Genomic DNA, 19,310 nt, shown 5'->3' on the forward strand with positions numbered 1-19,310 from the left:
CGGCTGACCAGTTCGGCGAATCGACTGACCTGATGGCCGGAGCCGGGCGGGCGGCGAACGGGCGTTCAGAACCAGGTGGTGGGGCGGATGTAGTTGGCCAGGTCCACCAGGGCGTAGCGGTGGCGGCGGCCGGGGGCTCGCCGGGCGAGGGTGCGCAGGCCTTTTTCGGTGGCGTCGCGTAGAGCGTTCTCGGTGAAGGCGATACCGATGAGCGGTGGGTTCGGGGCGGTCGGGGTGTTGCCGGTCTGCAACCAGGCGAGTGCGCTGCCCAGGACGATGACCCGTAGCTGCAGCGCGCGGCGTTCGTCGGGCGGGAGCGCGTCCACTCGCTGCGCGGCATGCCGGATCGTGTGTTCCGGTAGATCGCCGATGGGGGCGCTGGTGAGCAGCAGCAGGACCGCGGTCATCCGGGCGGTGGTGAAATAGCGGGAGGATCCGGGCACTTCGTCCAGGGCGGTAACCGCCTCGGCATAGCGGCCGGTGGCCGACAGGAGGCGGGCCAGGCCGAACGCGGCGCTCACCAAGCCGTGATCGGTGCGCCATGCGGTGGCGTAGAAGTTCTCGGCGTAGGCGCGCCAGGCCTTGGTCTCGTCCGGGTGCCAATGCTGGAGTACGAGTTCGGCCGTGCCGGCGAGTGCCAGTTTGGGCGCCAGCTCGCCCGGCAGCACACGCAGTACGGCATCGAAGGCGGAATAGGCCTTCTCGTAGTCGTTTTCGCGCAACCCGGCCAGCCCCGTATACCAGTCGATCCGCCAATCGCGGCGTCCCGCGCGCGGGATCGCGTCCAGCAGTTCGCCCGTGTCACCGACCCGCTCCGAATCGAGCAGGATGCGGGCTTCGGCCAGCCGTAACTCCAGTTCCAGATTCTCGGGGGCGGCCGCCGGGTCGCGTGTCAGATCTTCACGCGCTTCGTGCAGGGCGGCCAGCGCCTGATCGGGTTCGGCCTGCAGGATATCCACCAGGCGGCGGGCGGCCGGGTCGGTCGGCGACGGTAGCGGGACCGGGAGCGCGGCGGCGATATCCGTGGCGGCGAGGGCGGTGTCGTGGTCGGCGCCGTCGGCGTACGCGTCGGTCAGGCCGATCAGCTGCTCGGTGCCGAAAGCGGTGCGCTGTTTACCGAAAACCACTGACCGATGCGGATGTTCGGCCCCGGTATCGAGGGCGAGGATTTCGCGCAGCACCCCGGCCAGCTGGTCGGCCATCGCACCGGCCGATCCGAATCTGCGGTCCGGTTCGGGATCGGTGGCGCACAGCAGCAGGCGATGGAACGATTCGTATTCGGCCAGGACCGGCTCGTCGCCGGGGGCGGGTAGGCCGTCGCGGTAGGCGCCGTGCTCGGTGGGGATGTTCAGGGTCAGCACGGCCAGCGTGCGCCCGACCGTATAGATATCGGAGGCGACGGTGGGCCCGGTGCGAGCAATCTCCGGAGCCTGGAAACCTCTGGTGCCGTAGAGATTCCCGTAAGCCTCGATCGGCGCCACCGCGCCCAGGTCGAGCAGTTTGACCTGATCCTCGGTGACCATGATGTTGTCGGGTTTCAGATCGTTGTAGGTGAGCCCGGTGGCATGCAGGTAATCGAGGGCGGGCAGCACCTCGAGCACATAGGCGATCGCCTGCGCCACCGGAATCCGTTCGGGACGGCGGTGGTCGTCGAGCATACTGCGCAGCGAGCGGCCCCCCACGTACTCCATGACGATGAACCCGATCGGCTCACCCGCCGGGGTGCGATGTTCGACGAAGTTGTGGATTTTCACGATCCCCGGATGCGCGACCTCGGCGAGGAATTCGCGCTCGGCCACCGCCACGGCCTGCGCTTCGATATCGTCGGCGTGCAGCAGGCCCTTGAGCACCACCCAGCGGTCGCTGACATTGCGGTCGATCGCCAGATAGATCCAGCCCAGTCCGCCGTGCGCGAGGCAACCTTGGATTTCGTACTGCCCGGCGACCATATCGCCGGGGCGCAAACTCGGCCGGAAGTCGAAATGGGCACCGCAGTTCGCGCAGTCCCCGCGGGTGGTCGCCGGTCCGCTCGCACTCGCCCGGCCCACCGGGTTCCCGCATCGCCAGCAGAACCGTTTTCCCTCCGCGACCACCGGATCGGTCAGGACCGCCGCGGCCGGGTCGGCGGGTTCGACGCGCGGTACCTCGACCAGCCCGGCCACCAGCGTGCGCACGGTGGGCCGGGAACGGACGGTCCGGGTACTCCGCCCGGTCCGCACCTGGCCGCCACTGCCCCGGCCCGACCCGAGACTGGTCCCGGCGCGCAGTTCGCCGGACTCCACGGCAGCGGTACCGAGAACCGCCGCTGTGCCGGGTACTGCGGTCGTATCGGGTACCGCGGTCGCCGCGGCCGTGTCGGAGACCGCCGCCCCACCGGCACCGGCGGCGTCACCGGCCGCGGGTCCCGCCGTTGTACCGGGGGCCGCGTTGTGGCGAGGGAACGCGGTGGTACCCGGCAGCGCGGTGACAACGGAGTCGCCGGGCTCGGATGTTCCGGTGTCGGTGTCGGTGTCGGTGTCGCGGGGAGGGGTCGTCTCGCCGCTCGGTTTCTCACCAGGACCGGTGTCAGGCGGCTCGGCGTTTCCGAGGGTTCGGTCGCGATGTCGGGTGGGTTCGACGGCGCGGGTTTCCGGCGGCTCCGGGTCGTCTCCGGAGCCGAGGCGGTTACCGGACTCGTCCGTCGCCACCGCCGATCAGTCCCGGTAGGTCGCCGGCGGGGGCGCCGGGGTGGGGCCGAGGGCGGAGAGCCACTGGCTGTAGAGCCGGCTCCAGGTGCCGTCGGCGCGGATGCGGTCGAGGGTTCCGTTGACGAAGCGCACCAGATCCTCGTCGCCCTTCGGGATTCCGATTCCATACGGTTCCTGGCTGATGCTCGGGCCCACCAGTTCGGTATGCGGGTCCTGGGCCGCGAGGCCGGCCAGGATCGAATCGTCGGTGCTCACCGCGTCCACCTGCCGCTGTTGCAGCACCACCAGGCAGTCGGCCCAGGTGGGGACGGTGAGGATGGAGGCTTTGGGCTGGATCCGCCGGATATGTTCCAGCGAGGTGGTGCTGCGGATCGTGCAGACCCGTTTACCCGCCAGGTCTTTCAGGCTCTCGATGCCGGAGTCCTGGACCGCGAGCACGCGCTGATGCGCCTGCAGGTACACCGTGGAGAACGCCACCCGCTGTAGCCGCGCACACGTGATGGTCATCGTTTTGACCACCATATCGACGCGGCGGTCGATCAGCGCATCTTCCCGTTCTTCCGAACCGAGGCTGCGGTATTCGATCCGGTCGGGGTCGCCGAACAGGTCGCGGGCCACCTCGCGGGCGATATCGGCGTCGAATCCGACGATGACACCGCTGTTGGGGTCGCGGAAGCTGAACAGGTTGCTGCCGGTGTCCAGCCCGACCACGAGGCGACCGCGGGCACGGATCCGGTTCAGGGCGGGCCCGGTGGCGGCGGGGCCGGTGGGGCGCAGGCTCGCGGTGGGGTCGCCGCAGTCCGGGTCGTCGGGTACCTGTACCGGGACGTCGCTGGGTATCGCGGTCGCCTGGGCGGGGAGCGGCGGTTCGGCGTAGTCGCCGTGCGGTGTTTCACTGTGCGGGCCGGGGCCGGTGGCGCAGCCGGCCAGTAGCAGTGCGGTGCAGACGATGGCACTGCGCAGCGGCCAGGACCGCACGCCGGAGCGGGGCAGGGCGCGGCCGGTTCGGCGCGGCCGGGGCCGTGCCGCCGGTCGGGGCGGGTCGGTCGCAGGTCTCATCGATACTCCCGCAGTCTCGGCCAGATTCCGAAGGCGATATACGCCGCGGCGGCGATTCCGAGAATCACCGCACCGGGCGCCAGGTAGTCGAGTACCCGCGCGCTGTGGAAAATATTGCTGCGCAGGGCGTCCCGGGTTTCGGTGATACCGGTGGCCAGGGCCTTGTCCAGGGCTTCGACGTGCACCGTGGCATTTTCGGCGCCGGGCGCGGTGGCGATCGTAGCGGCGCGGGCGAATTCGCCGCGATTCAGCGTGTCGTTCATCCGCTGATGCGCTGCCAGCCAGTGCAGCAGGGCGGCTCGGGCGTCGGTGGTCGCGCGGTCGGTGTGCCCGGCGAGTAGCTCGTTGAGCCGGGTGATGTTGGCGTCGAAGGTGTGGTCGTAATCGCCGGTGGTGTCGCGCCGCACCAGTTTCAGGGTTTCCGCGGACCGTGCCTGCTGCGCCAGGATCCGGCTTTCGGTGAGCCGGGCGGCCGGTACCGTGCCGTCGGAGCGCCCGCCCGACATCGCCGACGCCGATACTGATCCGGCGATCACCGTCCACAGCAACAGGATCAGCACCGCACCCGAGGCCAGCAGCAGGCCCGGGTTGAACGTCCGGTGCCAGCGCCGCGCCATCAGCCGCTGCGCCCAGACCAGCGCGGCCAGCGCCGCCAGCAGCACGACGATCGAGATCAGCGGCGGCCGCACATGCCGGTCCTGCGCCTCGTCCACGGCATCCGCCCGGCGGACATACAGTTGTTCGGCCATCGGCAGCAATTCGCTCTGCATCTGGTGTGACGCCTCGCTGAGATACGCGGCGCCGACCGGGTGACCTTCACGGTTGTTCGCCCGCGCGGTCTCCACCAGACCCGAATAGACCGGCAGCCCGGAACCGATACCGATCCGCTGCTGATCGTCTTCGGCGCCCTCCCCGGACAGGGTCACCAGTTCGGCGCCCGCCTCGCCCAGCGCCTGGCTGTAACGGTCGCGCACCTGCTGTGGTTCCAGGCCTGCGGAGATGAAGGCGGTGGCCGCGGCGGCGTCGGCGACCGAGAGCGAGGTGTAGAGCCGGTGTGCGGCATTGGCGTCGGGTTCGGTACCGGCGAGCAGGATGTCGAGATCGCGCTGGCGGTCGTGCACGCCGGCCGCGGTGATCGCCCCGGACCCCAGGCACAGCACCACCAGTAGCAGTCCGACCCCGATGAGCCGCCCCGGCGACGATCGCGCGAACTGACGCAGCCGCGTGGGATCCAGCCATTTCCAGGCCGTTTCGACCCGGGGACGGACAAGGCCCGACCACCCGGTCGTGGGCGCGGGTTCCGGCCGGTCCGGTTCGGGCCGGTCTGGTTCGGAGACCACCCGATCCACCGCCGACCGCGTCATGTCCACCCTCCAACTCTGGGCGCCGTGTGCGCTGTATCGCTCTGCGGTATGTGGGCGATCCCGCTCACACCGCTGTCCTGAGCGTATTCGGTATTGTGCCCGCTCGCGCTTCGACGGCCACAACGACCATCCCCGCAGCCGGGTACGGCAGGATGGAAGGGGACGGTCGACGAGGACGGTGCGAGATGCGCGGTGATGGAGACGGGTGGGCTGTGAGCCCCGGTGGGGTACGGCACTGGGGGAAATTCGGTGCGGCCGGGCTGCTGCTGCGCGCCCCGATCGGGGCAGGTGGCGTGGCGGTATTGCTACAGCACCGGGCGCCCTGGAGTCATCAGGGCGGTACCTGGGCGCTGCCCGGCGGGGCCCGCGACAGCGACGAGACCGCGGTGCACGCCGCGGTGCGCGAGGCCGACGAGGAAGCCGGGATCAAGGCCGCCGATATCCAGGTGCGCGCCGAACGGGTCACGGCCGTCGCACCCAGTGGCTGGACCTACACCACCGTGATCGCCGACGCCGGTAAGCCGTTGCCCGTCGAGCCCAATATGGAAAGCGTCGAACTGGCCTGGGTGCCGGAGCACGAGGTGGACCAGCGGCCGCTGCACGCGGCGTTCGCCGCGGCATGGCCGGATCTGCGCGCGACGCCGGCGCGAATGGATACCAGTGAATGCCCGCAGACCGATATCACCGATCTGGCCGCGACCCTGCCCCGCACTGTCGATCTGGGTGTCGAGTTCGTCTGGTTGCACGCCGACCCCGCCGGCCCCGGAGAGCGTGCCGTCCTGCTGAACCCGCCGTATCCGGCCGAGCGGGCCGATGACAGCGAGGCGGCGGCAGCGGTATCGGCGGCCGGTGGCCCTGCCGCGGAACCGGGTGCGGTCGTCCCGGCGGAGGCCAGGGTGCTGGGTATCCCGCGCGGCCGGGTGCTCGGCCCGGAGGCGTGATGGTTGCCGCGGACGAGAACCGGCCCGGCGGTACCGCGGGCTCGGACGTGCCGGTGGACCCTCCCGGCGGGCCCCGGCCCTTTGTGTTGCTCTCGGTGGCGGCGAGTGTCGACGGATATATCGACGACACCGCCGACGACCGGCTGCTGCTGTCGAACGAGGCCGATTTCGACCGGGTGGACGAGCTGCGCGCCTGGTCGGACGCGATTCTGGTGGGGGCCGAAACCGTGCGCCGCGACAATCCGCGGCTGTTGGTGAAGGACGAGGGTCGCCGTCGGGCCCGCGTCGCCGCCGGAAAACCCGAGTTCCCGCGGAAGGTCACGGTGACCGCCCGCGGGGACCTGGACCCGGCCGCTCGCTTCTGGCATCACGGTACGGCCGGACAACCACCGCTCGTCTACACCACCGAATCCGGCGCCCGGCGGCTGGCTGAACGTCTGACCGCGCCCGCGGAGATCGTCGCGCTGGGCGCCGACCTGGACTTCGCGGCTTTGCTCGACGACCTCGCTGCCCGTGGAATCGCGCGGTTGATGGTCGAGGGCGGTGGCCGGGTCCACACCGCGTTCCTGGCCGGCGGTCTGGCCGACGAACTCCATCTCGCCCTCGGCCCCACCCTGGTCGGCGACCCGGAGGCACCGCGTTTCCTGTACCCCGCCGCATTCCCGGGTGGCTCCGCCCACCGCATGTCGTTGCTCGGGGTAGCGCAGCTCGGGGATATGGCAGTGTTGCGTTATCGACCCCAGGAGGCCCGATGCCCGAATCCGACCACCACCACTGGATGAATCGGGCGATCGAGCTGGCGCGGCGCAGTCCACCGGTGCCGGGCGCGTTCTCGGTGGGTGCCGTGATCGTCGCCGACGGGGTCGAGCTCGCCACCGGCTTCTCCCGCGAGGCCGATCCCAAGAATCATGCCGAGGAGGCCGCACTGGCCAAACTCGATCCGGCGGATCCGCGGTTACGCCACGCCACCCTGTACAGCACCCTGGAACCGTGTTCGGAGCGGGCCACCAAGACCAGGCTGCCGTGTACCGACCGGGTGCTCGCGGCGGGTATCCCGGCCGTGGTGATCGCCTGGCGGGAACCGGCGACGTTCGTCGTGAACTGTGTGGGTGTGGAGAGACTGCGGGAGCACGGGGTGCAGGTGCTGGAACTCCCGGAGCTGGCCGAGGCCGCGATGTCGATGAACCGGCATCTCGAGCTGTGAACTGCGCCGGGTAGCGCGCATCACAACGTGGCGGGAAATAGCTCGCCGGGTGCCCGGGTTGATTACCCATGTCGGCGTTCGGACAGCCCCGGGCCGCACCCCATTTGTCGCTACGAGCGACCACTCGCCGAGAGGCGCTTGTTGGACGTCGACCTCGAACGACGCCGCCGGGACCACCACCCGGCGGCGTTTTCGTGCGCGGTGGTGTTCACTGCAGGCAGGCGGGCCCGAACAGCGCTTTCAATTCACCCATCAGGGCGGGTGAGGTGGTGATCCGGAACCGGGGGTCCAGCGCGAGCAGCCGGGGACCGCGGGCGCCGATCAGGTTGATGCGGAGCTCGGTGGCGCCGGGATGTCGCTGCAGCGTTTCTCGCAGGGCGCGCACCGACCGCGGTGTACACGCGGTGGCGGCCAGGGTGAGAGTCATGGCCCGGCCGGACCCGTCGGCGGTCAGTTCCGGATCACGCACCTGATCGCCGAGCAGCGACTGCCGGCCCTCGCGGATGCTGACCTGTGCGCCGACGGCCACGACGGCGTCCTCGGTCAGGAGCGTGGCGGCACCGGCGTAGGCCGCCGGAAAGAACAGGACCTCGACCCCGGCTTCCAGATCCTCGAGGCGCACGATCGCCCAGGTTTCCCCTTTCTTGGTGACGCGGCGGTCTACGGCAGCGATGATGCCGGCCACCGTGACCTTCCGTCCGTGCGGAACCCGGCCTTCGGTGAGCGCGCTGATCGGGGTGTCGCCGACCGTGGCGAGCGCAGTCGCGATCTCGTCCAGCGGATGGCCGGAAACATAGAGCCCGAGCATTTCGCGTTCGTAGCCGAGCCGCTCCCGGGTCTCCCATTCCTGATCGGGTACCGGGATATCGAAAACGCCGGTGTCGTGGCCCGGATCGGCGCCGTCGCCGGCGAACAGGTCGAATTGCCCGCGTGCGGCGGCTTTCTTGGTGTGCATCACCGCGTCGACGGCCTCACCGTGGACGGTCCACAGCCCTTTGCGGGGATGTCCCAGCGAATCGAACGCGCCTGCCTTGACCAGTGATTCGACCACCTTCTTCGTGCAGCCGGTGGTGTCGACCTTGGTGAGGTAGTCGGAGAAGCTGGTGAACTCTCCCGGTTTCCGCGCGCGGATCACCGCCTGCACCACCGGTTCGCCCACATTGCGCACAGCGCCCAGGCCGAAGCGGATATCGGCGCCGACGCTGGTGAAGGTGGCGGCGGACTGGTTCACGTCCGGCGGGAGTACCCGGATACCGCGTTTGCGGCAGTCGGCGAGATAGGTCGCGGATTTATCCTTGTCGTCGCCGACCGAGGTGAGCAGCGCGGCCATGAATTCCGCCGGATGGTTCGCCTTCAGATAGGCGGTCCAGTACATCACCAGGCTGTATCCGGCGGCGTGGGATTTGTTGTAGGCGTATCCGGCGAACGGCAGCACGGCCTCCCACAGCGCGGTCACCGCGTCGTCGCTGTACCCGTTGCCTCGCATACCGTTACGGAAATTCTCGAACTCCCTCGCCAGTACCTCGGGCTTCTTCTTGCCCATGGCGCGGCGCAGCAGGTCGGCCTGCCCCAGTGAATATCCGGCGACCTGCTGCGCGATCTGCATGATCTGTTCCTGATAGACGATCAGCGCATACGTTTCGGCGAGGACCTCACGCAGCGGCTCGTCGAGTTCGCGGTGGATCGGTGTCACCGCTTCGCGGCCGTTCTTGCGGTCGGCATAGGCCCAGTGCGCGCCCACCCCCATCGGCCCCGGCCGGTACAGGGCATTGGAGGCCACCAGATCGTTGAATTCCGTCGGCGCCATCCGCAGCAGCAGTTCCCGCATCCCGGCCGAATCCATCTGGAAAACACCTAGGTTGTCGCCGCGGGCGAGCATCGCGTAGGTGGCCTCGTCGTCGAGTTGCAGGGTGTCGAGATCGATCTCGATACCCCGGTTGGCGCGGATATTGTCGAGACAGTCGCCGATCACCGTGAGCGTCCGCAACCCCAGGAAATCCATCTTGAGCAGGCCGATGGCCTCGCACGACGGATAGTCCCATCCGGTGATCACGGCCCCGTCCTGCGGGCGTTTCCACAGCGGTACCACGTCGAGCAGCGGTTCACTGGACAGGATCACCGCGCAGGCATGAACCCCCGCGCCGCGGACCATCCCTTCCAGACCCACCGCGGTGTCGTAGATCCGGCGGATATCGGGATCGGCATCGATGAGCGCCCGCACCTCCGCGGCCTCGCCGTAGCGTTCGTGGCCCGGATCGGTGATACCCGCGACCGAGATATCCTTCGCCGCCACCGCCGGCGGTAGCGCTTTGGTGATCCGGTCGGCCACGGCGAACCCGGGCTGTCCGAACTGCACGCGCGCCGCGTCCTTGAGGGCGGCCTTGGTTTTGATGGTGCCGAAGGTGATCACCTGCGCGACCTTGTCCGCACCCCATCGCTCGGTGGCGTACCGGATCATCTCGCCGCGGCGGCGGTCGTCGAAGTCGATATCGATATCCGGCGCGGACGGACGTTCCGGGTTGAGGAAACGTTCGAACAGCAACCCGTGCTCGATGGGGTCGATATTGGTGATGGCCAGCGCGTACGCCACCAGCGAACCGGCCGCCGAACCGCGTCCCGGCCCCACCCGGATCCCGGCCCGGCGCGCATAGGCGATGAGGTCACCCACCACCAGGAAGTAGGCGGGAAAACCCTTGTCGCGGACGATGTCCAGCTCGAAATCCGCGCGGTGGCGGTAGCTGTCCGGCACCCCGCCCGGGAAGCGCCAGCGCAACCCGGCCGCCACCTCCTGCCGCAGCCAGCTGTCCTCGGTATGACCGTCGGGCACCGGGAACACCGGCATCCGGTCGCGGAAATCCCACACCTCGTCGTAGGGCTCGATACGTTCGGCCACCGCGAGGGTGGCGTCGCAGGCGCCGGGTACCTCGTCGTCCCACAAGGCCCGCATCTCGGCCGGAGATTTCAGGTAGTAGCCGTCGCCGCCGAACCGGAACCGCGTGGGATCGGACAGCGTCTTCCCGGTCTGGACGCACAGCATGGCCTCGTGCGCAGCCGACTGCCCGCGCAGCACATAGTGGCAGTCGTTGGTGGCCAGCGGTGTCAGCCCGGCCTTCTCCCCGACAGCGAGCAGATCCGTGCGGACCCGCCGTTCGATCGTGAGCCCGTGATCCATCACCTCGAGCAGGAAATTCTCCGGGCCGAAGATATCGCGCCACCGGCCGGCCGCCGCATAGGCGGCATCGAATTGCCCCAGCCGCAAACGGGTCTGGACCTCCCCGGACGGGCAGCCGGTGGTGGCGATCAGCCCCTCGGCGTATTCCGCGATCAGTTCGGCATCCATCCGCGGCCATTTCCCCAACTGCCCCTCGAACGACGCCCGCGACGACAGCCGGAACAGATTGCGCAGGCCGACAGCATTGCGGGCGAAGATCGTCATGTGCAGGTAGGCGCCGGAGCCGGAAACATCGTCGGATTTCTGCGACGGGTCACCCCACCGCACGCGTTCGCCGGAAAACCGCGACTCCGGAGCGATATACGCCTCGATCCCGATAATCGGTTTCACCGCCGACTGCCGGGACCGCCGGAAGAATTCCGCCGCCCCGTACATGTTCCCGTGGTCGGTCATCCCGACAGCCGGCATACCGAGCCGCTCGGCCTCGGCGAACAGCGGATCGACCTTGGCCATCCCGTCGAGCATCGAGTACTCGGTGTGGTTGTGCAGATGCACGAAAGATGCGTTCGTCATCGGTGAACCCCGCGCCGTGAGCCGTGTCCGGGCCGTCCGGTTGTCTAGCCGGGTCGGCCGATAAGGTTGATTCGGCTACATATGACCAGGTGAAATGCGGTAGGTCGAACAATCGACACGAAGGTTGTAACAACCAATGGATGTACTACGAGGTGAGGTGGGTGACCTCGATCTGGCGACGGTGCGGGCTTTCGTCGCCGTCGCCGACGAAGGTCAGTTCAGCGCGGCGGCAGCACTGCTCGGCATCAGCCAGCAGGCGGTGTCCAAGCGGATCGCGCGGCTGGAGAAGCAGTTCGACGTCGAATTGTTCGACCGGGTACCCAGCGGCGCCACGCCCACGGCGGCCGCTGTCCGGTTCCTGCCGCACGCGCGGTCGCTGCTGGCCGTCGCCGACGAAGCCGTGGCCAGGGTGCTGCGACAGCCCCGGCCGCTGCGAGTGGCGGTTCTGGGAGAGCGCGCGACCGAAATGCGGGCCATGCGGTACTACCTCGGCCGTCACCCCGACCACGATATCGAGATCGTGCTGACCAACCCGTTCGTCACGTCGCGCGACGCTCTGATGGCCGGACGAGTCGACGCGGCCTTCGCCCGCGCACACGGTGGACCCAGCTCCTTGCCGCCGCGGATCGCGGCGACCCCATTTCTTCTGGACCCGCTGCATCTGCTGGTCGGCAAGGACCATCCGCTCGCCGGGCGCGCGGCGGTCCCACTCGCCGAGCTCGCCGGGGCAACGGTCTGGGTGCCCGGGACATCGGTGGAGTCGGAATGGGCGGACTATTACCGCGAACTGAGCCGGTACAGCGGGGTCGTGATCGACAGCCGGCGGCGGGCGGAACTGTTCCCGGATATTCCCGCCGAACGTGGGCCGGCGCCGATCGAGATGCTGATCGAACTCATCGCCGGTTCGGATTCCCTGGCCACCTTCAGCGCCGAAGGTTTCGAATCCCCGTGGCATCCGAATATCCGCCGGGTGCCCGTTGTCGACCCGACCCCGGCGTACCCGCACGCGCTGCTGTGGGACACCGGTGACCTGCATCCGGTCATCGCGAACCTGGTCGCCTATTTCCGCGACAACTTCAACCGTGATATCGCGCGCGGCTGCTGGATACCGGACAGCGACAGAGCACTGTTCATGTTGTGAAACAGGGACCGGCTCGTGCGCGCGGGCGGGTGACGGCTGCTGACGCTGGGCGACCCCGACAGGTTCACTGCCGACCCGCCCCCTCCTCGGTCCGGATAATTGTGTGGCAGTACCTGGTTCGGAGACGTGACGGGTCCGTGGTTTGCTCTGCTCGTAACGGGGGCGGCGGTCCCCGCGTATCACCAATGCCGGGAATGTCCGATACTCGAGGCTATCTGTGGTGACGAACTGCCGATGCGTTTTCGGCGGCTCGTGCGAGTGTGTCGTGAGGTGCTGATGAGGGTCGAACGCTCGTTGGTCGGTCGCGTCCGCCTCGGCATGAGACGGGCGTTCCTATGACAGATAAAGACCACGGCAAGCTGAATATCGAACTGACACCGCCCGAGGGGATTCGGGAGGGCGCCAGGGCCGTGATAGAGGGCGTCGAGGAGAACATTCAGTCGCAGGTTCTGCTGCTGGCGTCGAACGAAACGACCTATGACCCGGATATGGTGAGCTGGCTGGACGATCGGGGCATGCTCAGCCCGAAAGGGCTCGATGCCCCGGAGGGCGAGTCCGTCATGATCGAGAATTACGGTGGGCGCCGCGGTGAAATCGAAAACAGGACCGCGGATATGCAAACCAACAACGATTCGGTCGACGCGGAGACATACGCGGCGTTCAAAACCACGAATCACACCTTCCAGGACATCATGTCCAAGGTCCGGGCGCTGCAGGAAGTCTTCGATGGGCTGCCGGGCGCCGTGGACATCGACGGCGACGGTGACGTCGACGGCAATGACCATATGCCGATCTCCGCGGAAGCCGAGGCCGTCGGCAGTGCCCTGAACACACTCGCCGAGGTCATCGAACTCGTCGACGGTGTCCAAGCCGAGTACAACGCCGGGGCCGAAAGAATCGAACGCCTCACTCCCGGCAACAGCGGGGACCCGAACACGATCTGGGGTGACCGTTCGCCGACCAGCAACATGACGTTCACCGTGACAGGCGACGCGACCCGGGACAGCATCCTCGGCATTGCCCGCGACGAACTGGGTCGCGGTGTGGCCGAGCGGGGCGGCAGTTCCAATACCGCGTACTACACCGATACCGGAAAGAACACCCCGTACAACATCGGCGACGCCTGGTGCGCCTCGTTCACCAGTTATGTCTGGGAGAAGGCCGGTTACGAGGTCGACTGGACGAACAAGAACTACGTGCCCGCGATCTGGAACGACGCCAAGGCAAACCTCGAGACCGCCACCGCCAACCAGGCCGAGCCGGGCGATCTGATCGTCTTCGATTGGCAAGGGGACGGGAACCCCGATCACATCGGCATCGTGGAATCGGTCAACGGAAGCACCATTACGACCATCGAGGGGAATTCCAGCAACCAGCTGCGGTCCAACAGCTACCAGATGGGCAACGCGGACCTGGTCGGTGTCGTCAAACCGCCCGCCGGTAAGTCGGGCGCCGTCGAATAGCGCAGGCCCGCTGCCCGCCTGTACCGCCGCAGTGGACTCAGCCGCCGGGCCGCCGGGCGGCCACCGAATCCTGAACTGTGGGCGCGCACCCGGTCGCCGGGGAGCGACGGTCCGTGCGACGAACAGGCGCGGCGGCATCGCCGACCGCCGGATCCGTCGCTAACCGGAGCTGACCCGGTAGATGCGCAGATCCTCGGGAACCCCGCTCAGCGGCGCGGCGAAGAAACTGCGCCGGTAGGGGCGGGCGGTATGCCCGAGGTCGGCCAGCGTCTCGGGTTCCAGGGCGGCGAGAGTGGATTCGGAGATCATCATCCGGCCGTTGCCCGCCGCTTCCATCACCCGGGCCGCGATGGTCACGTCCACGCCCAGCCAGTCTCCGCCGATCTCGCGCGGCGAACCGGTGTGCAGGCCGATCCGCATCCGGGGCCGGTAGGTACCCACGGTGATATCGGCGAGGTTGCGCCGGGCCGCGATCGCGGCTTCGACCGCGCGGTCGGCGGACGGGAACACCGCCATCACACCGTCGCCCATCCGTTTCACGACCTGCCCGCCGCGTTCGGCGATGGGCGGTTCGATGGCGCGGGCGACCTTGCGCAGCAGGTCCAGGGTGGCCTCGTCGCCGGCGGTCAGCGACCACGACGAGAAAGAGACCAGGTCGGTGAACATCACCGTCATTTCTTGGGTGCCCTTACCGCGGCCGAAGCGTTCGAGCGCGGCCTGCCAGACCTGCAAGGCGCCGAAACCGATCTCGCGGGCAGCGCTGGGGCTGTCGCCGACCAGCCGGTCCGCGGCGCGGGCTACGGCCCGGGCGCCGCCGGGGCCGCTGACCGAGAGCGGATCACCGAAGGCGGGATCGCCCGGGAGCTGTCTGCGGGCCTTACGCAGGACATCGATCACATCAGGACGGTTGTTCGCGGCATACATGAATGCGGAGAGCGGACCGATCCGGGGACGGACGGGTTCATCGGCGTCCCCGGACTCGGAGCTGTCCGGGGCGCCGGCGGTGCCCTCTGCGGTGGTGTTGCCCGCGTACTCGGTCGGCGTGTACGACCCGGTCGTTTCACCGTGTCGACGGCGCTGCGCTCGACGTGACCGCGTGGTCGCCGTAGCACCGTTCTTCCGGGCAGGGCTGGGGTCGATGGTCGGGCCCTCGTCGCCGGCGTGAGCCGCGGCGTCGTTGTCGACCTCCGGCTCCGGTGCGGTGCTGCCGGAGGGTTTCTCGTTCACGTCCCGAGGGTATCTCAGGGGGTCTGCCGTGGTGGGAGTGCTGAGAATGGTCACCTGTCACCTCTCTATCGGAGGAGTGCGGCACGCCGTTGGGTCCGCCGATGGAAAACGTGTGGTGCCTGACCTCGTCGGTCTCGAGTTCGATAGTAGCCAGCGCCGCGGGGCAGGAGGTGAACTCCCGGTTACCGATAGTGGGCGTTCGCGCCGGCCACGGATCGATGATCAGGTCGGACGTCCAGGCTGTGATAACGACCACCGGTCCGGTGCGTGGGCGCACCGGACCGGTGGTAGAGCACCCCGGCGGCCGGGCAGTGGCCGCCGAGGCGCGGGGTGCGCGAATTCTCCCGACAAGGTCACGCACCCGATACCCGAGCGGCGAGGGAAGCGGCTCGGGCGATTCGGGGTCAGGCGTCGCGCCGGTTCACCACCAGGACCGCGATGCCCGCGACGACTACGACGAAGGCGGTGAAGTAGGCGAGGCTGCCCCACACACCCCAATGCCAGTTCGCCGAGGACAGCGAGTCGTCCATCGTCGCGAAGCGGCTCGCGTTCTGGAACGGCAGGAACGCGCTGATCTCACGTCCCACTTTACCCAGTGCGCCGACCAAGGGTTCGATGATCAATTGCCACAGGACGAGCAGGGAGATCGCCGCGGCGGATTGCCGGACCAGCACGCCGATCGCGATGGCCAGCACCACATTGAGGAAGGCCAGGATCGGTACCGCGTACAGCGCCCGCCAGTTTCCTTCGAGTACCAGCGTCGTGCCCGCGTCCCCCGCGACCGCCTTGGCGACGGCGTAGGCGGCGAACGCCAGCACCGTGGTCAGCACCGCCGCATACAGGCCCACCAGAATCGCTTTCGCGCCCATCACGGAGGTGCGGTTCGGGATGGCCTGGAACGTGGTCCGGATGATGCCGAACCGGTATTCGCTGGTCACGGTCAGGGTCGCCATGATGGACAAGACCAGGATGCCGAAGCCGGTGACACCGAGAAATGCGGTATCGACAGTGATGACGGGTGGGCCGGCGGCCTGCGGGTCGTCGGCGGCGATCCGCCCGATCAGACCGAACAGGGCGGCGAACCCGACGGCCAGCGCCACCACGATCACCGAACACCACCACGGCGAACGGGTGGAGGTGAGTTTGATACGTTCCGCGGCGATCACGCCCATTACTTCGTACCTCCCGTGAACAGCGGCTCCGAATCCGCCGGTTTGTCCGTGATCACGGTGGCGTCCGCCGGTGATCCGATCTCGCCGTGGTACTGCACGTCCCCGCCGGTCATCCGCATGAACGCCTCCTCCAGGGAGCCGCGCTGCGGGGCGAGTTCGAAGAGGGTGATCTGATGTTCGGCGGCCAGCGTCCCGACGGCATCGCTGGTGACCCCGTTCACGATGAGCGCCGCGCCGTCGGCATTGCCGTCGTTCTCCTTCACCGTCATCCCGTGCGAGGTCAACAGGCTGCGCAGTTCGTCGAGTTGCGGGCTACGCACCCGCACCGAAGCCTCCGACGCCCGTTCGATGAAATCGGAGGTCGTGGAATCGGAGATGAGCCGGCCGCGCCCGATCACCACCAGATGATCGGCGGTCTGCGCCATCTCCGACAGCAGATGGCTCGACACCAGAACCGTGCGCCCCTCGGCCGCGAGCCGCTGCATGAACCGGCGGATCCACAGGATCCCCTCCGGATCGAGGCCGTTGACCGGCTCGTCGAACAGCAGCACCTTCGGGTCGCCGAGCAGCGCCCCCGCCAGACCCAGCCGCTGCGACATCCCGAGCGAGAATCCGCCCGCGGATTTCCCGGCCACCTCCGAGAGGCCGACCAGCCGCAGCACCTCCTCGACCCGCGATTTCGGCAGATCGTTGGAGGCGGCCATCCATTCCAGATGGGCGCGCGCGGAGCGGTTGGGATGGACCCATTTCGCGTCGAGCAGCGCGCCGACCTCGCGTAACGGATGCTTCAGCTCGGCATACGGCTTGCCGTGGATCAACGCGGTACCCGAGGTGGGCCGGTCCAGGCCCAGGATCATCCGCATGGTGGTGGATTTACCGGCGCCGTTCGGTCCGAGGAAACCGGTGACCTGCCCCGGTCGCACGGTGAAGGTCAGGTCCTGGACCGCGACGGTCTGCCCGTAATGCTTGGTCAAGCCCCGGACTTCGATCATGCCGACCAGCATGCCCTATCCCCGCAGTGCGCGCGTCGCCCGATGGTCGTGACTCGCGGTCATCCTCGAGGATGACCGGCGACTGTCCCAATGGGTACATCCCCGTACGGGGTCGGTTCGTGAGCTGGACATGAAGGCGATCTCCGCGCAGCTGCGGTGACCAGGGGATGCGCCGGGCACCTACGACCCTTGGTCGTACCCGAAGTCCCGACACCCGGCGGGCGGTTTTCAGGGACTCCGGAACAACGCCACCGTGAGCCAGGTCAACCCGACCACGAGGGCGACCAGGACGAGATCGGCGATCACAGTTCGACCACCGGCCACCGATATCCCTTTGGGTACAGGCACAGAGGTGTAGCGAGCGCGGCGTGCTCGGTGATCGCATGCCGCACCAGGTCGGCGTGCTCGAACGACGGGACCGCGACGGCCGCCGCGTCGTGCTCCGCGACGGCACCGGCCACGATCAGTGCCGAGATCAACGGTCCGGTGTCGAGGTAGAGCGTGTGCACCACCCGGAATCTGTGCTGCTCGGCGACCTCATGCACGTCGGCCCCATGTCCTTGTAGGTCCCGCCGGATCATCGCGACCGCTCGCTGCATCCTGGGCATCACCAATTCACCGCCTCGACGTATTCGGCGGCCATGGAGTACCGGGGGCAGCGGTGCCCGGCGTGGATCGCCATGACGTGGTGGGCGTGGGATCGGCCACGTAACGGGTCCGTCCACCGGCACGCCGCCGGATAGATCTCCAGCCGCCGCAATCCCGCGGCTACGCGACGTAGCGTCCGCCAATCAGTGAGCCATTCCCCGACCACCGCACACCCCTTGTGTTCCCCGACCCTTCGATTGGACTGCGCCCGCCGGGGCGTCGGGGCCTATCCAGCGGCGGGGCTGGTTCAACCCTGTCTGCCGGGGCGCCTGCGAAGTGCCACAACCTGTGGCACCTTTGATACATGGACGACGTGAGCGTCGGCGCGCGGACTGCCAGGGCACGCAAGCTCGCGCGACTCACACAGCCGCAGCTCGCGATGAAAGCGAACGTATCGCTGTCACTGTTGCGGAAGGTCGAACAAGGTTCCCGGCCGGCCTCTCCTGCCTTCATTGCCGCCGTGGCTCGTATCCTGGGCGTCGGAATCGCAGATTTGACCGGCCAGCCGTACCGACCCGAGCAGAGCGATGCGGGTGCTCACGCCACCATCCCGGAGCTACGGCGCGCAATCGTGGCATTCGACGACGATTCACCCGCGATACCGCTCACCTTCGGTGAGGTCATCACCACATTGGACCGTGTGCGGGAGGGAATGCGCCGCGCCCGATACAGCGACCTCACTGTCGATCTTCCCGACGTTATCCGCGGCCTGCACCTCCTCGCCGCCGACGAAGCTCCGGGCCGCCACCTCGAGGAAATCCATTCGGCTCTGGCCTACGCCTACAGCAAAGCAATGCTGTTCGCTTACCAATACGGCTACCTCGACCTTGCCGGGCTCGCTGCCGAACGCTGCGTATGGGCTGCGGACCGCAGCGGGGACCAGGTGTGGACGATCGCAGCCGAGTACAACCGGGCGTTGATCCTGCTGTCGTCCGGTGCCTACACAGGCGGGCAACGGATCATCGAGCGTGCCTACTCCGCTAGTGAGCGACTGGAGGCCACGCCGGATCTGCTGGCTGTACGCGGCGCGCTGCACCTACGGGGGGCGATTCTGTCCGCTCGTGCGCTCGACTCCGACACTGCGGAATCACACCTGAGCGAGGCCCGGAGCATTGCGGCAGCTGTCACCGGGACGAGCTACCGCAACTACGGAACCGGCTTTCGTCCATCGAACGTCGACATTCATTCCGTAGCCGTCCCGGTCGAACTGTCGAACTACACGACTGCGGTCTCCCGCGCCGAACGGATACAACTACCCTCCTCGGTCGCGCCGTCCCGGGTCGGGCACCACTACATCGATCTGTCCAGGGCATGGCTGCTGCATGGGAACAAACAGCGAGCGCTGGCCAGCCTGGAGAAGGCGCAGGCCGCGGCCCCCGAACTGACCCGCAACCACCCCCAGGTACACGAGACCGTGCGCGCGCTGGCTCGTTTTCGCCGGGGAACCGATCCCCTGACCCGCTTCGCGAAGTGGGCGAATATCAAGGTTTGACCGGATAACAGTTCAGGCGACGACGCCTGCGTTTCAATGGATCCAGCAACCACATTCCAGCGGTCCGACCCCATCCCCACCAGCCACAACGATCGAGCGGAACAGTGTGCGTCGTCAACGATGCATTCCTGGGCGCCGGTAGGTGCCATTATCGCTGTTCAGCGACGATCACTCC

15 protein-coding genes are annotated in these 19,310 nt (G+C 68.0%); 6 read left to right on the top strand and 9 right to left on the bottom strand.

Annotated features, from left to right (window positions below):
- Positions 1-65: 65 nt before the first annotated feature.
- The 3 genes from ACFWPH_RS14475 to ACFWPH_RS14485 are packed head-to-tail and all read right to left on the bottom strand — an operon-like array spanning position 66 to position 5,110.
- Positions 66-2,687: a tetratricopeptide repeat protein gene (locus ACFWPH_RS14475; protein WP_378751052.1), complete on the bottom strand. Its 2,622-nt coding sequence runs from the start codon at positions 2,685-2,687 to the stop codon at positions 66-68.
- Between the two features lie 6 nt (positions 2,688-2,693).
- Positions 2,694-3,746: a glutamate ABC transporter substrate-binding protein gene (locus ACFWPH_RS14480; protein WP_378751054.1), complete on the bottom strand. Its 1,053-nt coding sequence runs from the start codon at positions 3,744-3,746 to the stop codon at positions 2,694-2,696.
- Complete coding sequence (locus tag ACFWPH_RS14485) at positions 3,743-5,110, bottom strand: hypothetical protein (protein WP_378751056.1); 1,368 nt, start codon at positions 5,108-5,110, stop codon at positions 3,743-3,745. Before ACFWPH_RS14485 ends, ACFWPH_RS14480 begins: the two co-directional genes overlap by 4 nt.
- Before the next feature lie 185 nt (positions 5,111-5,295).
- On the opposite strand from ACFWPH_RS14485, the gene ACFWPH_RS14490 reads away from it, so the two are divergent.
- The 3 genes from ACFWPH_RS14490 to ACFWPH_RS14500 are packed head-to-tail and all read left to right on the top strand — an operon-like array spanning position 5,296 to position 7,255.
- The gene (locus ACFWPH_RS14490; protein WP_378751058.1) at positions 5,296-6,051 is read left to right on the top strand and encodes an NUDIX domain-containing protein; all 756 of its coding nucleotides are present in this window, start codon (positions 5,296-5,298) and stop codon (positions 6,049-6,051) included.
- Positions 6,051-6,833: a RibD family protein gene (locus ACFWPH_RS14495; RefSeq protein WP_378751060.1), complete on the top strand. Its 783-nt coding sequence runs from the start codon at positions 6,051-6,053 to the stop codon at positions 6,831-6,833. Before ACFWPH_RS14490 ends, ACFWPH_RS14495 begins: the two co-directional genes overlap by 1 nt.
- The gene (locus ACFWPH_RS14500) at positions 6,803-7,255 is read left to right on the top strand and encodes a deaminase (RefSeq protein ID WP_378751062.1); all 453 of its coding nucleotides are present in this window, start codon (positions 6,803-6,805) and stop codon (positions 7,253-7,255) included. The genes ACFWPH_RS14495 and ACFWPH_RS14500 overlap by 31 nt, the downstream gene beginning before the upstream one ends.
- Positions 7,256-7,463: 208 nt before the next feature.
- Here ACFWPH_RS14500 and dnaE read toward each other — a convergent pair whose 3' ends face one another.
- On the bottom strand, positions 7,464-11,000 hold the full coding sequence (dnaE, locus tag ACFWPH_RS14505) for a DNA polymerase III subunit alpha (protein WP_378751064.1): 3,537 nt from the start codon (positions 10,998-11,000) through the stop codon (positions 7,464-7,466).
- Between the two features lie 136 nt (positions 11,001-11,136).
- On the opposite strand from dnaE, the gene ACFWPH_RS14510 reads away from it, so the two are divergent.
- Together ACFWPH_RS14510 and ACFWPH_RS14515 are read left to right on the top strand one after the other, a co-directional pair.
- Positions 11,137-12,141, top strand: a complete 1,005-nt coding sequence (locus ACFWPH_RS14510) for a LysR family transcriptional regulator (RefSeq protein ID WP_378751066.1) — start codon at positions 11,137-11,139, stop codon at positions 12,139-12,141.
- A gap of 335 nt (positions 12,142-12,476) precedes the next feature.
- Positions 12,477-13,604 carry a CHAP domain-containing protein gene (locus ACFWPH_RS14515; protein ID WP_378751068.1) on the top strand — a complete coding sequence of 376 codons (1,128 nt, stop codon included), beginning with the start codon at positions 12,477-12,479 and terminating at the stop codon, positions 13,602-13,604.
- A gap of 159 nt (positions 13,605-13,763) precedes the next feature.
- Here the strand turns inward: ACFWPH_RS14515 and ACFWPH_RS14520 are convergent, their stop codons facing one another.
- From ACFWPH_RS14520 to ACFWPH_RS14540, 5 genes are all read right to left on the bottom strand, one after another.
- Positions 13,764-14,528 (bottom strand): adenylate/guanylate cyclase domain-containing protein, encoded by a 765-nt coding sequence (locus tag ACFWPH_RS14520; protein ID WP_378751754.1) that lies wholly within the window; start codon positions 14,526-14,528, stop codon positions 13,764-13,766.
- A gap of 707 nt (positions 14,529-15,235) precedes the next feature.
- Complete coding sequence (locus ACFWPH_RS14525) at positions 15,236-16,003, bottom strand: ABC transporter permease (protein ID WP_378751070.1); 768 nt, start codon at positions 16,001-16,003, stop codon at positions 15,236-15,238.
- Positions 16,003-16,995, bottom strand: coding sequence for an ABC transporter ATP-binding protein (locus ACFWPH_RS14530; protein WP_378751072.1), 993 nt, complete (start codon positions 16,993-16,995; stop codon positions 16,003-16,005). The genes ACFWPH_RS14525 and ACFWPH_RS14530 overlap by 1 nt, the downstream gene beginning before the upstream one ends.
- Positions 16,996-17,297: 302 nt before the next feature.
- A complete protein-coding gene (locus ACFWPH_RS14535) occupies positions 17,298-17,603 on the bottom strand; it encodes a hypothetical protein (RefSeq protein ID WP_378751074.1) in 306 nt (101 codons plus the stop codon).
- Entirely contained in the window at positions 17,603-17,809 is a 207-nt protein-coding gene (locus tag ACFWPH_RS14540; RefSeq protein WP_378751076.1) for a hypothetical protein, read from the bottom strand. Before ACFWPH_RS14540 ends, ACFWPH_RS14535 begins: the two co-directional genes overlap by 1 nt.
- Before the next feature lie 138 nt (positions 17,810-17,947).
- On the opposite strand from ACFWPH_RS14540, the gene ACFWPH_RS14545 reads away from it, so the two are divergent.
- The gene (locus ACFWPH_RS14545) at positions 17,948-19,135 is read left to right on the top strand and encodes a helix-turn-helix domain-containing protein (RefSeq protein ID WP_378751077.1); all 1,188 of its coding nucleotides are present in this window, start codon (positions 17,948-17,950) and stop codon (positions 19,133-19,135) included.
- Positions 19,136-19,310: the final 175 nt, after the last annotated feature.

The organism is Nocardia sp. NPDC058499, from assembly GCF_042719915.1.
Lineage (GTDB): Bacteria > Actinomycetota > Actinomycetes > Mycobacteriales > Mycobacteriaceae > Nocardia.